This window comes from Agromyces aerolatus (assembly GCF_031432255.1).
Lineage (GTDB): Bacteria > Actinomycetota > Actinomycetes > Actinomycetales > Microbacteriaceae > Agromyces.
On sequence record NZ_JAVKGQ010000006.1, the window covers coordinates 154,481 to 168,552 of the forward strand.

Consider the following 14,072-nt stretch of genomic DNA (forward strand, 5'->3'; position numbering starts at 1 on the left):
CATCCGTCGCCACCGAGGCATCCGTCACCCGCTGAGCGACGCGAGCGCCGCGCGGTACTGGGCGAGCGTGCGCGGCTCGCCCGCGCCGGTCGCGAACGACGAGCGGATGACCCGACCCTCGTCGATCACGAAGGTCGCACGCGCGGCGAATCCGCGTTCGGGCAGGAACGCGCCGTACGCGCGCGCGACCTCGCCGTGCGGCCAGAAGTCGGAGAGCAGCGTGAACGCGAAACCCTCGCGTTCCGCCCACGCCCGCAGGGTGTGCTTCGAGTCGACCGAGACGCCGACGATGCGCACGCCCGCCGCGTCGAACTCGGCGACGTGGTCGCGCAGCTCGCCGAGCTCGCCCCGGCAGGTCGAGGAGAACGCGAGCGGGAAGAACACCAGCACTACGGGTCCCGCCGCCAGCAGCTCGGACAGCCGGGTGCTCCGGCCGAACTGGTCGGCGAGGGCGAAGTCGGGCGCCGGGTCGCCGGGTTGCGGGCTCACGCGTCGATCCTCGCACGGTGCCGGCGCCGCCGCCTGCGGCGGAGCCGACCGACCACCACGCCCGCGTGTCGGACGGTCAGGTCTAGGATCAGTAGGATGGCGTCGTGCCGCCCGACCGGCGGTGTCCACAAAACCCCAGCCGGTCGGCTTCGTCGTGCGCACGCTGTGTTCCGCAGGCATCTGACCTGCAGAAAAGAGCAGGCATGACCTGCTGAAGAGAGAGGTCGAGTGTGACTGTCAACGACCAGGACCCTTACTCGGTCGAAGCCATGGACTCCGATCCCGACGAGACGAGCGAGTGGGCCGAGTCGCTCGACGCCCTCATCGCCGCGAAGGGTCACCAGCGCGGGCGCGAGATCATGCTCAGCCTGCTGAAGCGCTCGAAGGAACTGCACCTCGGCGTGCCCATGGTTCCGACGACCGACTACCTGAACACGATCGCGCCCGAGAACGAGCCCGCGTTCCCCGGCAATGAGGAGATCGAGCGCCGGTACCGCGCGTGGATCCGGTGGAACGCCGCGATGCTCGTGCACCGCGCGCAGCGCCCCGGCATCGCGGTGGGCGGCCACATCTCGACGTACGCGTCGAGCGCGGCGCTCTACGAGGTCGGCTTCAACCACTTCTTCCGCGGCCAGGACCACCCCGGCGGCGGCGACCAGATCTTCATCCAGGGTCACGCCTCCCCCGGCACGTACGCGCGTGCCTTCCTCGAGGGCCGGCTCACCGCCGACCAGCTCGACGGCTTCCGCCAGGAGAAGTCGCACGCGCCGAACGGGCTCTCGTCGTACCCGCACCCGCGGCTCATGCCGGAGTTCTGGCAGTTCCCGACCGTGTCGATGGGGCTCGGCCCGATCAACGCGATCTACCAGGCGCAGCTCAACAAGTACCTGACCAACCGCGGCATCAAGGACGCCTCCGACCAGCACGTGTGGGCGTTCCTCGGCGACGGCGAGATGGACGAGGTCGAGAGCCGCGGCCAGCTGCAGGTCGCCGCGAACGAGGGTCTCGACAACCTCACGTTCGTGATCAACTGCAACCTGCAGCGCCTCGACGGCCCCGTGCGCGGCAACGGCAAGATCATCCAGGAGCTCGAGAGCTTCTTCCGCGGCGCCGGCTGGAACGTCATCAAGGTCGTCTGGGGCCGCGAGTGGGACGACCTGCTCGCGCGCGACACGGACGGCGCGCTGCGCAACCTGATGAACGTCACGCCCGACGGCGACTACCAGACGTACAAGGCCGAGTCGGGCGCGTACGTGCGCGAGAACTTCTTCGGCCGCGACCCGCGCGCGCTCGAGCTGGTGAAGGACCTCAGCGACGACCAGATCTGGAACCTCAAGCGCGGCGGTCACGACTACCGCAAGGTGTTCGCGGCGTTCCAGGCCGCGATGAACCACAAGGGCCAGCCGACGGTCATCCTCGCGAAGACGATCAAGGGCTACGGCCTCGGACCGTCCTTCGAGGGTCGCAACGCGACCCACCAGATGAAGAAGATGACGCTGGACAACCTCAAGACGTTCCGCGACCAGATGCGCATCCCGATCAGCGACGCGCAGCTCGAAGAGAACCCCTACCTGCCGCCGTACTACCACCCGGGCGAGCAGGACGAGGCGATCCAGTACCTGCACGAGCGCCGGAGCGCGCTCGGCGGCTACCTCCCCGAACGGCGCACGAACCACACCGCGATCTCGCTGCCCGACGAGTCGGCGTACGCGATCGCGAAGAAGGGCTCTGGCACGCAGGAGATCGCCACCACCATGGCGTTCGTGCGACTGCTGAAAGACCTCATGCGCTCGAAGGACTTCGGCAACCGCATCGTGCCGATCATCCCCGACGAGGCGCGCACGTTCGGCATGGACGCGTTCTTCCCGAACGCGAAGATCTACAACCCGAACGGGCAGCACTACACCTCGGTCGACCGCGAGCTGCTGCTGGCGTACAAAGAGAGCCCACAGGGGCAGATCATCCACGTCGGCATCAACGAGGCCGGCGCGCTTGCGGCGTTCACGAACGTCGGCACGTCGTACTCGACGCAGGGCGAGCCGCTCATCCCGATCTACGTGTTCTACTCGATGTTCGGGTTCCAGCGCACGGGCGACGCCATCTGGGCGGCCGGCGACCAGATGACGCGCGGCTTCATGATCGGCGCCACCGCGGGTCGCACCACGCTCACCGGTGAGGGCCTGCAGCACGCCGACGGGCACTCGCTGCTTCTCGCCGCGACGAACCCCGCGGTCGTCTCGTACGATCCCGCCTACGGCTACGAGATCGGGCACATCGTGCGCTCGGGCCTCGAGCGCATGTACGGCGGCCAGCACCCCGACCCCAACGTCATGTACTACCTGACGGTCTACAACGAGCCGCTCGTGCAGCCGGCCGAGCCCGAGGGCGTCGACGTCGAGGGCATCGTCCGAGGCATCCACCGCATCGGCGAGGGCCGGGCCGAAGGCCCGAAGGCGCAGCTGCTCGCCTCCGGCGTCGCCGTGCCGTGGATCGTCGAGGCGCAGCAGCTCCTCGCCGATGACTGGGGTGTGTCGGCCGACCTGTGGTCGGTCACGAGCTGGACCGAGCTGGCACGCGACGGCGAGGCGGCCGAGGAGCACAACTTCCTCAACCCCGACGACGAGCGACGCTACGGCTACGTCACGCAGAAGCTGTCCGGCGCGAGCGGCCCGTTCGTGGCCGTGAGCGACTTCATGCGCGCGGTGCCGGAGCAGCTCCGTGCGTACGTGCCCGGCACGTACGCGACGCTCGGCGCCGACGGGTTCGGCTTCTCCGACACGCGTCCCGCCGCGCGGCGCTTCTTCAAGATCGACGGACCGTCGGTCGTGGTCCGCACGCTCGAGCTGCTCGCCGATCGCGGCGAGATCGACCGTTCGATCCCGGCGCAGGCCATCGCGAAGTACCGCCTCCACGACGTGAACGCGGGTACGACGGGATCGGCCGGCGGCGAGAGCTGACGGACGACGCACTGTGGCGACGAAGCCCCGGACGAAGGCGGAGACGCTCGCGTGGTTGCGCACCATCGCGGGCGAGCTGTCCACCCAGACGCTGAAGCGCCTGGAGGACACGCTGCCGTGGTACGGCGACATGCCGCCGTCCCGCCGTTCGGCCGTGGGCCTCGTCGCGCAGGCCGGCATCACGTCGTTCATCTCGTGGTTCGACGACCCGAAGTCGACGCCGTGGATCGCGGCCGACGTGTTCGGCGCCGCGCCGCGTGAGCTGCTGCGCTCGGTGAGCCTGCAGCAGACGCTGCAGCTGATCCGGATCACGGTCGAGGTCGTCGAAGCCCGGGTCAAGGACGGCGGCGAACCGCTGCGCGAGGCGATCCTGCTCTACTCGCGCGAGATCGCGTTCGCCGCGGCCGACGTCTACGCGCGCGCCGCCGAGGCCCGCGGACTGTGGGACGCCCGCCTCGAGGCGCTCGTGGTCGACTCGATCCTCTCGGGCGAGTACGACGAAGAGCTGCCGAGCCGCATCGCGGCCCTCGGCTGGCACGGCCATGGCGAGGTCGCGGTGCTCGTGGGGACCGCACCGAAGCTCTTCGACGTCGACCAGGTGCGCCGCGCGGCGCGGCACATGCACGCCGACGTGCTCGTGGGCGTGCAGGGCAATCGGCTCGTCGTGGTCATCGGCCGGTCCGAGCCGCGGACCCGTGAGGGCGAGGAGACGATCGGCACCGCCCCCGCGATGTCGTTCATGGAGATCGCCATGCAGCTCGAGCCCTCCTTCGGACCCGGCCACCTGGTGCTCGGGCACGAGGTGCCGAACCTGGTCGACGCGTCGAAGAGCGCCCGCGCGGCCCTTGCGGGGTTCGCGGTGGCACGGTCCTGGCGCAACGCCCCGAGGCCCGTGCACGCCGACGATCTGCTGCCCGAGCGCGCGCTCGCTGGCGACCCGCTTGCGAAGGCGACGCTCGTGCACCGCATCTACCGCCCGTTGCAGGCCCACTCGACCGAGCTGCTCACGACCCTCTGGAGCTACCTCGACAACGGCCGCTCGCTCGAGGCGACCGCGCGCGAGCTGTTCGTCCACCCGAACACCGTGCGCTACCGCCTCAAACGGGTCTCCGAGGTCATCGGCTGGGATGCGACGGGCGCGCGCGAGGCGCTCATCCTGCAGAGCGCGCTCATCGTCGGCTCCATGAGCGACCACGACGGCTCGCCCAGGCGACGCGCCGCCAACTGAGCCGCGCACCCCGCACCACCTCGCACCCCGGACTGTGCCAACCCGCACAAGCATCGGCCGGAGAGCTTGTGGCGTGTGCACACACGAGTGACGGTCAGGATTGGCAGACTGGAGCGGTGATCGTCGTCGTCTGCCCTGGTCAGGGCTCGCAGACCCCCGGATTCCTCGCACCCTGGCTCACGGAGCCCGCGTTCGCCGACCGCCTCGGTGCGCTCTCCGACGCGGCCGAGGTCGACCTGGCACGCCACGGCACCGAGAGCGACGCGGAGACCATCCGCGACACGGCCGTGGCTCAGCCGCTCATCGTGGCCGCCGGAATCCTGACCGCGACCGCGCTCCTGGCCGATGGACGCGCCGCGCGGGTCGGCGGCATCGCGGGTCACTCGGTCGGTGAGATCACCGCCGCAGCGGCGAGCGGCATCCTCGGCGACGCCGACGCGATGCGGTTCGTCGCGGCCCGCGGGCGCGCGATGGCGGATGCCTCGGCGCAGACGCCGACCGGCATGAGCGCCGTGATCGGGGCCGACGAGGACGCACTGCTCGCCCGGCTCGCCGAACTCGGGCTCGAGCCGGCGAACTTCAACGGCGGCGGGCAGATCGTCGTGGCCGGAGCGCTCGACGCCCTCGAGACGCTGCGCGCCGAGCCCCCCGCCGGCGCGCGGGTCATCCCGCTGCAGGTGGCGGGCGCGTTCCACACCCGGTACATGGCGCCCGCGGTCGACCGGCTGCGCGCCGTCGCCGAGGGCCTCTCGCCCGCCGATCCCGGGCTTCCGCTCTGGACGAACCGGGACGGTTCGCGCGTCACGGAGGGCGCCCGGTTCGTCGAGCTGCTCGTCGGCCAGGTATCCTCGCCTGTGCGTTGGGACCTGTGCATGCAGGCGTTCGCCGACGCGGGCGTCAGCGGCATCATCGAGCTCGCGCCCGCGGGTGCGCTCACCGGGCTCGCGAAGCGAGCGCTCAAGGGCGTGCCCAGCGTCGCCGTCAAGACCCCCGACGATCTGCCCGCGGCGTTCGAGCTCATCGACGGCGCCGCGGCCTGATCCGCTGACCCGAAAGATCGCGAGACGCATGTCGACCCCCACACTTCAGCAGTCACACGGCCCCGCCTTCACGCGGATCTACTCGATCGGCGCGGCGCGCGGCGACCGCGCGGTGCCGAACGAGGACCTGATCGGACCGATCGACTCGTCCGACGAGTGGATTCAGCAGCGCACGGGCATCGTCACGCGCGCCCGTTCGGGGCCCGACGTGTCGGCACTCGATCTCGCGACGGCCGCGGCGACCGAGGCGATCGAGCGGTCCGGCGTCTCCCCCGAGACGATCGACGTCGTCATCGTGGCGACCATCTCGAACCCGCAGCAGACGCCGTCGGTCGCGGCCGTGGTCGCGGACCGGGTCGGCGCGAACCCCGCAGCCGCCTATGACATGAACGCCGCGTGCGCGGGTTACGCGTACGCGGTCGCGCAGGCCGACGCCCTCATCCGGGCCGGTGCGGCCCGCCATGCGCTGGTGATCGGTGCGGAGAAGCTCTCGGACGTGGTCGACCCCACCGACCGGAGCATCTCGTTCCTGCTCGGTGACGGCGCCGGCGCGATCGTGATCGGGCCGAGCGACACGCCCGGGATCTCGAGCACGGTGTGGGGCTCCGACGGATCCAAGGCCGGTGCGGTCGGCATGAACCACACGCTCGTCGAGTTCCGCGACGGCACAGCCCCCTGGCCCACACTCCGCCAGGAGGGGCAGACCGTGTTCCGCTGGGCTGTCTGGGACATGGCGAAGGTCGCGAAAGAGGCGCTCGACCGCGCGGGAGTCACCCCGGCCGACCTCGCCGCGTTCATCCCGCACCAGGCGAACATGCGCATCATCGACGAGTTCGCGAAGCAGCTCAAGCTGCCCGAGACGGTCGTGATCGCCCGCGACATCGCGACGACCGGCAACACGTCGGCCGCGTCGATCCCGCTCGCGACCCACCGCCTGCTCGAGGAGCACCCCGAGCTCTCGGGTGGCCTCGCGCTCCAGATCGGCTTCGGCGCCGGCCTCGTGTTCGGGGCGCAGGTCGTCGTCCTCCCCTGACCCCCGCTCATCCATCCATCTAGACTGTGTCTCGGTCATCCGAGACACCCGCAAGGAGAAGAAGCACATGGCATTGTCCACCGAAGAAGTCCTCGCCGGCCTGGCCGAGCTCATCAACGACGAGACCGGCATCGCGACCGACACGGTCGAGCTGGACAAGTCGTTCACCGATGACCTCGACATCGACTCCATCTCGATGATGACGATCGTCGTCAACGCCGAGGAGAAGTTCGACGTGAAGATCCCCGACGAAGAGGTCAAGAACCTCAAGACCGTCGGCGACGCCGTCAGCTTCATCGTCAAGGCCCAGGCCTAGTCGGGCCGAAGAGCGGGCCGCGTCCAGCGGCCCGCTCTTCGCCGACGTGTTCATCCCTCCAACGGAGTCTCGCTTCATGACCAAGAAGATCGTCATCACGGGGATCGGTGCGTCCTCGCCCCTCGGCGGCACCGCCCGTGACAGCTGGAACGCCCTGCTCGCCGGGACGTCGGGCGCGCGAACGCTCGAGCACGAATGGGTCGCCGAGTACGACCTGCCGGTGACGTTCGCCGCCGAGGCGATCGTCCGGCCCGAGGAGGTGCTCGAGCGCCCCGTCGCCAAGCGTCTCGACCCGTCGGCGCAGTTCGCGCTCATCTCCGCGAAGGAGGCCTGGGCCGACGCCGGCGCCCCCGAGGTCGAGCCCGAGCGGCTCGGCGTCGACTTCGCGACCGGCATCGGCGGCGTGTGGACGCTGCTCGACGCGTGGGACACCCTGCGCGATCGCGGCCCCCGCCGCGTCATGCCCATGACGGTGCCCATGCTCATGCCGAACGCGGCGGCCGCCGCGGTCTCGATGCACTTCGGCGCGCGCGCGTTCGCGCGGACCGTCGCCTCGGCGTGCGCGTCGAGCACGGAGTCGATCGCGAACGCCTACGAGCACCTGCAGCTCGGGCTCGCCGACGTGATCATCGCGGGCGGCACCGAGTCGGCCATCCACCCGATCACCATCGCCTCGTTCGCGTCCATGCAGGCGCTGTCGCGCCGCAATGACGACCCGGCCACCGCCTCGCGGCCGTACAGCGTCGACCGTGACGGATTCGTCATGGGCGAGGGCGCGGCGAGCCTCGTGCTCGAGACCGAGGAGCACGCGCTCGCACGCGGCGCGCGCATCTACGGCGAGCTCGCTGGTTCGGGCGTGACCGCCGACTCGTACCACATCACCGCGAACGATCCCGAGGGCCTCGGTGCGAGCCGCGCGGTGCTCGCCGCGCTCGAGCAGGCCGGCGCGACGCCCGACGAGGTCACGCACATCAACGCGCACGCGACGAGCACGCCGGTCGGCGACATCGCCGAGTACGCGGCACTCCGCTCGGTGTTCGGGGAGCGCGTGCACGAGATCCCGGTCTCGGCGACCAAGGCGTCCACGGGCCATCTGCTGGGCGGCACCGGCGCGCTCGAGGCGGTCTTCTCGCTGCTCGCGATCGTCGAACGTCAGGCCCCGCCGACGATCAACCTGACGACCCAGGACCCCGAGATCCCGCTCAAGGTGTCGGGCGAGCCGCAGCCGCTCGGCGACGCCCCGCAGCTGGCGATCTCGAACTCGTTCGGCTTCGGCGGCCACAACGCCGTCATCGCGATCCGCACCGTCTGATCCGTTCGCCGCGAGGCGGCGCAGACACGCAACGGCCCCGGCAATCGCCGGGGCCGTTGCGTCACGTCGTGCAGGTTTCGCGGATCACGTGAGCCGGGACTTCCGTCGACCGACCTTCGCACCGCGCCACCGCGCGTCGTGGATCCTCACCCGTCACCCCACGTGGTGCAACCACACGACGGGGGCGAAATCGCTGGCGTGCCGGAACGGCTCGAGCTCGTCGTCCCAGGCCTGCCCGAGCGCGAGCCGCAGCTCGCGGTGCAGTTCGAGCGCGTCGTGACCGCCGACCTCCATGGCGTAGCGGATGCGGTCCTCGGGCACGACGACGTTGCCCGCCGAGTCGGTCTGGGCGAAGAACACGCCGAGGTCCGGCGTATGCATCCACCGTGCGCCGTCCGAGCCGGCACCGGGATCCTCGCTCACCTCGTACCTGAGCTGGGTCCAGCCTCTGAGCGCCGACGCGATCCGGGCACCGTCGCCGACCTGGCCCTCCCAGGTGAACTCGGCGCGCATCGAGCCGCGCAGCACGGGCTGGGGCTCCCAGTCGAAGTTCACGGCCGTGCCGAGCGCGCCACCTGCGGCCCACTCGACATGCGGGCATATGGCGCGCGGCGAGGAGTGCACGTAGAGCACGCCTCGCGTCGCTCGCGTCACGTCGTACGCCATCTCGTTCTCCGTTCCAGTGAGGTGCGTCTTCCCCTACGACCTCGGAACGCCTCGATAGCGCGTGCATCTTCGATTGTGTGCGACGGCGGACCGTCACCCGCGATTATGCCGCGGATCCGGCGATCGGACAAGCGAGGCACCCGCGTGGCCGCCCGTTTCGACCCCGATGAACACTATGCTCAGTGAAGTATTCCACCTCGGCGCGGCCCCCGGCCGCCGACCCCCTGGAGCGCACATGGCCGTCCGCGACGCCCTGCTCGGCATCCTGCTCATCGGTCCCGCGTACGGGTTCCAGCTGCACGGCGAGCTCGCCGCGCGGACGGGCGGCCGCCGCACCATCAACGTGGGCCAGACGTACGGCACCCTCGACCGGCTCGCGGCCCGCGCGCTCATCGAGCCCGCGGGCGCGACCGACGACGGGCTTCCGCTGCACCGCCTCACCGAGGCGGGTCGCGTCGAGGCGCTGGCCTGGCTGCACGGCACGGATGCCTCGGTCAGCGACCCATGGGACGAAACGGTCGACCGGGTGCTCCTGAGCGCGTCGCTCCCCGGCGTCGAGCTCGCACCGATCCTGGCGGGCGAGCGACGGCGCTGGGCAGAACGACTCGAGGCCGCCGGGGCGGTGTCCGGCGAGGCATCCGTGGCAGACGAGGCATCCCCACCGGGCGAGGCAGCCGTGCTCGCCCGCCATGCCGCGGCCATCGACCGCGCGCGCGCCGGCGCACTCATCGACTGGCTCGATTCGATCGCCGCGGCACCGCCGCCGGCGTTCGGCTTCGCCGACACCCGGCCCAAGCGCGGGCGTCGCCGCTCGACCCCGGCTCAGCCGGCCTCGGCGTAGCTCTCGACCACGCGCAGGTCGAGCGGGAACTCGACCGGGAACTCGCCGAACAGCAGGCGGCCGGCCTCGGCCGCGCTCGCGTGCACCGCGGCCGCGACGGCCTCGGCGTGCTCGGCCGGCGCGTGCACGATGACCTCGTCGTGGAGGAAGTACACGAGGTGCGGCACGCGCGCGAACACCGGGCCGGATGCCTCGGCCGGCACCACGGCGGGTGAACGCTCGCCGATCGTGGCGAGCCGGCGGCGGAGCTCGGCCATCCAGATCACGGCCCACTCGGCCGCGGTGCCCTGCACGACGAAGTTGCGCGTGAACCGGCCCCAGTCACGCGCGGCAGTGCGTGCCCTGCGCTCGTCCGCCGGCGACGCATCCGGTTGGCTGGCTCGCGACTGCGCGGCACGCCAGCCGTCCCCCGGAAGCGGTGACGAGCGGCCGAGCAGGGTGGTCACGCGCGCGCCGCGAGCGCCCTCGTCGGCCGCGCGGTCGACGAGGGCCATCGCACGCGGGAAGGTGCGCGCGAGGCGCGGGACGAGGCGGCCGCTCTCCCCCGACGTCGCCCCGTAGATCGCGCCGAGCATCGCGTACTTCGCCTCGGTGCGGGTCGCCACGACGCCGGCGTCGACCAGGCCCGCGTAGAGGTCGCGGCCGCGGCCGGCGGCGGCCAGCTCGAGATCATGGGACATGCCCGCGAGCACGCGCGGCTCCAATTGCGCCGCGTCGGCGACGACGAGCCGCCATCCGGGGTCGGCGACCAGCGCCCGCCTGATCTGCTTCGGCAGTTGCAACGCGCCACCGCCGGCCGTCGCCCACCGCCCGCTCGCCGCGCCACCCGGCACGTACTCGGGCCGGAACCGGCCCTCGACCACCCACTCCTCGAGCCAGGCCCAGCCGTTCGCACTGAGCACGCGTGCGAGCTTCTTGTACGCGATCAGCGGCTCGATCGCGGGATGCTCGAGCTCGCGGAGCTCCCACCGGCTCGTGGACTCGACCCCGAGCCCCGCCGCGCGGAGCGCCCGCAGGAGATCCGCCTGGGAGTCGAGGTTCACGCGCGGCGCGTCGAGCGCCCGGCGCACCTCGGTCGCGAGCTCGAGCATGCGCGCGGGCTTGCCGTTCGCGAACGGCCGGGGGCCGAGCAGGTCTTCGAGCACGTCCTCGTGCACGGCCGAACTCCACGGCACACCCGCCGCGGCGAGCTCGCTCGCGATGAGCGCTCCCGCCGACTCGGCCGCGAGCAGCAGCCGGAGGCGGCCCGCGCCGTCGCTCGCCTCGACCAGCGCGAGCTGGCGGCGGTACTCGGCCACGAGCAGCCTGGCGGGCCCGCCGGGTGACATGTCGCCATGGGGCGCGTTTCCCGTCGTCGGACTTCCGGCCGCGGCGGTGCCGGTCGTCGCGTGGTGCGACATCGCGGGGTCATCGGATGCCTCGTCCCACCCGTCGTCGAAGAGCGTGGCCGCGCCACGGCCCGCGACATGCCCGGCAGCCGAGGAGACCGGCACAGACTCGCCCGCGGCGATCGCTTCGGCGGGCCCGCGTCGGAGCCACTCGGGTCGCGGCGGCGCGGTGAGCCGGGCACCGGCGGTGAGCGTGCTGTGCTCGAGGATCGCCGCGCCGAGCCGAAGGTCATGGCACCGCTCGACGCGGACCCCCGCGGCGAGCAGCACCGGAGCCCAGTCGCGCGTATCGTGCCAGACCCACCTGGGCCGATGCGCCTCGTACTCGCGCACGAGCGCCGCGAGCCCCGCCCGGTCGGTCGTCGCGAGGCGTTCGCCGGTGTCGGGGTCGACGAGCGTCAGCCGGGCTCCCCCGTCGTCGGCCATCACGATGCGCACGAATCCATTCTCGGGTGCGCCGCCGACACGTCTCACGCCGTGGTGGATGTCGGCGGTGCGGGTGAGGATGTGCGCATGAGCCTGAGGAAGCGCACGACGGTCGGGGACCACGCATGGCCGCGGTGAGCTTCGCCTGCGGGCACGGCGCGGTCGCGGGCGAGCCAGGGGTCGTGGCGCTCCGCCGCGCGTGCCCGGTGTGCATGCTCGTGCACGAGACGCAGCGCAGCCGGGGCGAGCTGCTGCGCCGGGCGGCGCCGTCGCAGCGCGCCGCGCTCGCGGCCGAGACCCGCATCGGCGCCGAGTACGACTGGCGGTGCGCGCGCGGCCACGATCGCTACCGGGCCACGATCGTCGAGCAGCTCACGGGCACGGCGTGCGCGAAATGCCGGCAGAGCGCCGCCGCACCGGCCTCGCGCGCTGAGGCCGGCCTGCCCTTCATGCATCCCGGCCTACGCGTGGGCACCTCCATCACCGAGCACCGGCTGAAGGCCATGCTCGCCGAGCGCATCCGGCTGAACCACCGGGTGAACGCGATCCGGATCGCGCGCACGTTCCACGGCCGCACCGAGGTGTGGCCCGACATCATCGTCCCGCAGCTGCGACTCACCGTGGAGTACGACGACCCCGGCCGCACACGCATGGCGCACCGCGGGCTGAAGGCCGGTACCGACGCCGACAAGGACGACGCCCTGCGAGAGGTCGGCTGGGAGGTGATCCGGGTCCGCGCCGGCGGGCTCGAGGCCCTCGGCCCGAACAGCATCGTGTGCGGGCGGCTCAGCTCGGAGGTCGTCGACGAGGTCGTCCGGCGCATGCGGAGGCTCCGTGGCGATGCCGCGGTCGACGCCCTGCTCGTCTCGAACGCTCGGTGAGGCATCCTGAGACGACGGATGGTGTCGTATACTAGGACGCACTCGGTCGGCTCGAGCCCGACCGTTCACCGCACTTCCCCACATGGAGGAACCCACATGCCGCGCCGTGCTTCCACGCTCTTCGCCGCTTCCTTCGCCCTGTCGGCGATCCTCGTGCCGGCCGCGAGCCACGCCGCGCCCGGAGGCGCACCCTCGCTGCTCGACGTCGACACGACCGCCCGATACGCGTGCCCCGATGGCGGCACCTGCTGGGGCGTGGTCATCGCCGAGGGCCTGCAGCCGGTCAGCGAGGTGAACGTCTCCTGGAACACGACGTCCGCGCCGGGGGTGTTCGATGCCATCGTGGACTCGTTCGGGAACCTCAGCCTGCAGCTGAACCTCGAGTGCGGCGCCTCCGAGCCGGCGACCGGCGTCCGCGCCCTCGGCACGACGAGCGCTGGACTCTCCATCGAGTCGGATCTCGTCGACGCCCCCTGCTGACCCGCGCGGCACGGGCAGGGCCGCCGGTCACACCATGATCGACAGCGGCTCCTCGATGCGGTCCTGTGGGTCGTGCTCACTGCCCGACACCCGGGTGGCCGAACGAGCGGTAAACTGGAATGGCATTCCGGAATCATGACGCGCAGCGTCACCGATGAGAGGCACGCCATGACCGAGCACGCCGAGGACCCCAAACGGCGCGGACCCGACGGACTCCGGGCGATGGACCGCGCGACGACGATCCTGTTCGAGCTCGCGGCTCACCCCGGCGGCCTCAGCCTGGCCGACCTCGCCAGGCAGACCGGCCTCACGCTGACCACGGTCCATCGCATGATCGGCACCCTCCGCGCGCACCGGCTCACGCGCGAGACCCCCGACGGCCGGCAGGCGCTCGGGCCCGGCACGCTCATCCTCGCGCGGGGCTTCCTCGGCGGCCTCGACTTCCGCGTCGAGGCCCTCCCCGTGCTGGCCGAGCTCCGCGACGCCACCGACGAGGCCTGCCACCTCGGCACGCTCGCCAATCCGCACATCGTGTACGTCGACAAGCTCGACAGCACCCGCTCAGTGGGCGTCGTCTCACGCATCGGCGCCACCGCGCCGGCCGTCACGACGGCGGTCGGCAGGGCCATCCTCGCGCATTCGGCCCCCGCGGTCGTCGACGCCGTCATCGCCTCGACCGAGACGCAGCTCGGCACGCCCGTCGACGCCGAGGGGCTGCACGCCGAGCTGGCGCGCACTCGCCGCGACGGATTCAGCCGCGATCTGGGCGAGAACGAGCCGTGGGTCAGCTGCGTCGGCGCACCGGTCTTCGACGAGAACGGCGCGCCGGTGGCGGCGATCAGCCTCTCGATCCCCACGGAACGTTTCGATCCGGAGCGCGCAGCCGAATGGGGCGCGCTCGTGCGCCGAAGCGCCGACCGCATCTCGGAGGCGCTCGGGCATAGCCCCGAGTGGCCGCGCCAGGCCACGGCGCCAGGCACGGCCGATCCCGCCGCACACGACCGATGAACACACA

13 protein-coding genes are annotated in these 14,072 nt (G+C 71.7%); 10 read left to right on the forward strand and 3 right to left on the reverse strand.

All coding sequences use genetic code 11. The annotated features are described in order from the left end of the window. Positions 1–24: 24 nt before the first annotated feature. A complete protein-coding gene (locus tag RH864_RS10045) occupies positions 25–489 on the reverse strand; it encodes a peroxiredoxin (protein WP_310517407.1) in 465 nt (154 codons plus the stop codon). 230 nt (positions 490–719) lie between these two features. On the opposite strand from RH864_RS10045, the gene aceE reads away from it, so the two are divergent. From aceE to RH864_RS10075, 6 genes are all read left to right on the forward strand, one after another. Then, positions 720–3,446, forward strand: coding sequence for a pyruvate dehydrogenase (acetyl-transferring), homodimeric type (gene aceE, locus RH864_RS10050; protein WP_310517408.1), 2,727 nt, complete (start codon positions 720–722; stop codon positions 3,444–3,446). 13 nt (positions 3,447–3,459) lie between these two features. Next, positions 3,460–4,674: a PucR family transcriptional regulator gene (locus tag RH864_RS10055; protein WP_310517409.1), complete on the forward strand. Its 1,215-nt coding sequence runs from the start codon at positions 3,460–3,462 to the stop codon at positions 4,672–4,674. Positions 4,675–4,790: 116 nt separating this feature from the next. Further along, positions 4,791–5,714, forward strand: a complete 924-nt coding sequence (locus RH864_RS10060; protein ID WP_310517410.1) for an ACP S-malonyltransferase — start codon at positions 4,791–4,793, stop codon at positions 5,712–5,714. A 28-nt stretch (positions 5,715–5,742) separates the two neighbouring features. Further along, positions 5,743–6,747, forward strand: coding sequence for a beta-ketoacyl-ACP synthase III (locus tag RH864_RS10065; protein ID WP_310517411.1), 1,005 nt, complete (start codon positions 5,743–5,745; stop codon positions 6,745–6,747). Positions 6,748–6,814: 67 nt separating this feature from the next. Then, the gene (locus RH864_RS10070) at positions 6,815–7,063 is read left to right on the forward strand and encodes an acyl carrier protein (RefSeq protein WP_026378239.1); all 249 of its coding nucleotides are present in this window, start codon (positions 6,815–6,817) and stop codon (positions 7,061–7,063) included. A gap of 76 nt (positions 7,064–7,139) precedes the next feature. Next, on the forward strand, positions 7,140–8,375 hold the full coding sequence (locus tag RH864_RS10075; protein WP_310517412.1) for a beta-ketoacyl-[acyl-carrier-protein] synthase family protein: 1,236 nt from the start codon (positions 7,140–7,142) through the stop codon (positions 8,373–8,375). A 153-nt stretch (positions 8,376–8,528) separates the two neighbouring features. Here RH864_RS10075 and RH864_RS10080 read toward each other — a convergent pair whose 3' ends face one another. Then, entirely contained in the window at positions 8,529–9,041 is a 513-nt protein-coding gene (locus RH864_RS10080) for a DUF3145 domain-containing protein (RefSeq protein ID WP_310517413.1), read from the reverse strand. 235 nt (positions 9,042–9,276) lie between these two features. Here RH864_RS10080 and RH864_RS10085 point away from each other — a divergent pair, with 235 nt between their 5' ends. Beyond that, positions 9,277–9,882 carry a PadR family transcriptional regulator gene (locus RH864_RS10085; RefSeq protein WP_310517414.1) on the forward strand — a complete coding sequence of 202 codons (606 nt, stop codon included), beginning with the start codon at positions 9,277–9,279 and terminating at the stop codon, positions 9,880–9,882. On the opposite strand, the gene RH864_RS10090 is transcribed toward RH864_RS10085, so the two are convergent. Next, entirely contained in the window at positions 9,864–11,708 is a 1,845-nt protein-coding gene (locus tag RH864_RS10090) for a bifunctional 3'-5' exonuclease/DNA polymerase (protein WP_396129960.1), read from the reverse strand. The genes RH864_RS10085 and RH864_RS10090 overlap by 19 nt on opposite strands. Before the next feature lie 113 nt (positions 11,709–11,821). Between RH864_RS10090 and RH864_RS10095 the strand changes: the two genes are divergently transcribed. The 3 genes from RH864_RS10095 (at position 11,822) to RH864_RS10105 (ending at position 14,065) form a co-directional block, all read left to right on the forward strand. Next, complete coding sequence (locus tag RH864_RS10095) at positions 11,822–12,577, forward strand: hypothetical protein (RefSeq protein ID WP_310517415.1); 756 nt, start codon at positions 11,822–11,824, stop codon at positions 12,575–12,577. A 96-nt stretch (positions 12,578–12,673) separates the two neighbouring features. Continuing rightward, the gene (locus tag RH864_RS10100) at positions 12,674–13,057 is read left to right on the forward strand and encodes a hypothetical protein (protein WP_310517416.1); all 384 of its coding nucleotides are present in this window, start codon (positions 12,674–12,676) and stop codon (positions 13,055–13,057) included. Between the two features lie 168 nt (positions 13,058–13,225). Beyond that, complete coding sequence (locus RH864_RS10105; RefSeq protein ID WP_310517417.1) at positions 13,226–14,065, forward strand: IclR family transcriptional regulator; 840 nt, start codon at positions 13,226–13,228, stop codon at positions 14,063–14,065. Positions 14,066–14,072 lie beyond the last annotated feature (7 nt).

Bases quoted from the DNA above. Each gene is read 5' to 3' on its own strand.
- RH864_RS10095 (WP_310517415.1), top strand. From the start codon at position 11,822: ATGGCCGCGGTGAGCTTCGCCTGCGGGCACGGCGCGGTCGCGGGCGAG.
- RH864_RS10105 (WP_310517417.1), top strand. From the start codon at position 13,226: ATGACCGAGCACGCCGAGGACCCCAAACGGCGCGGACCCGACGGACTC.
- RH864_RS10085 (WP_310517414.1), top strand. From the start codon at position 9,277: ATGGCCGTCCGCGACGCCCTGCTCGGCATCCTGCTCATCGGTCCCGCG.
- RH864_RS10070 (WP_026378239.1), top strand. From the start codon at position 6,815: ATGGCATTGTCCACCGAAGAAGTCCTCGCCGGCCTGGCCGAGCTCATC.
- RH864_RS10075 (WP_310517412.1), top strand. From the start codon at position 7,140: ATGACCAAGAAGATCGTCATCACGGGGATCGGTGCGTCCTCGCCCCTC.
- RH864_RS10100 (WP_310517416.1), top strand. From the start codon at position 12,674: ATGCCGCGCCGTGCTTCCACGCTCTTCGCCGCTTCCTTCGCCCTGTCG.
- RH864_RS10065 (WP_310517411.1), top strand. From the start codon at position 5,743: ATGTCGACCCCCACACTTCAGCAGTCACACGGCCCCGCCTTCACGCGG.
- RH864_RS10080 (WP_310517413.1), bottom strand. From the start codon at position 9,041: ATGGCGTACGACGTGACGCGAGCGACGCGAGGCGTGCTCTACGTGCAC.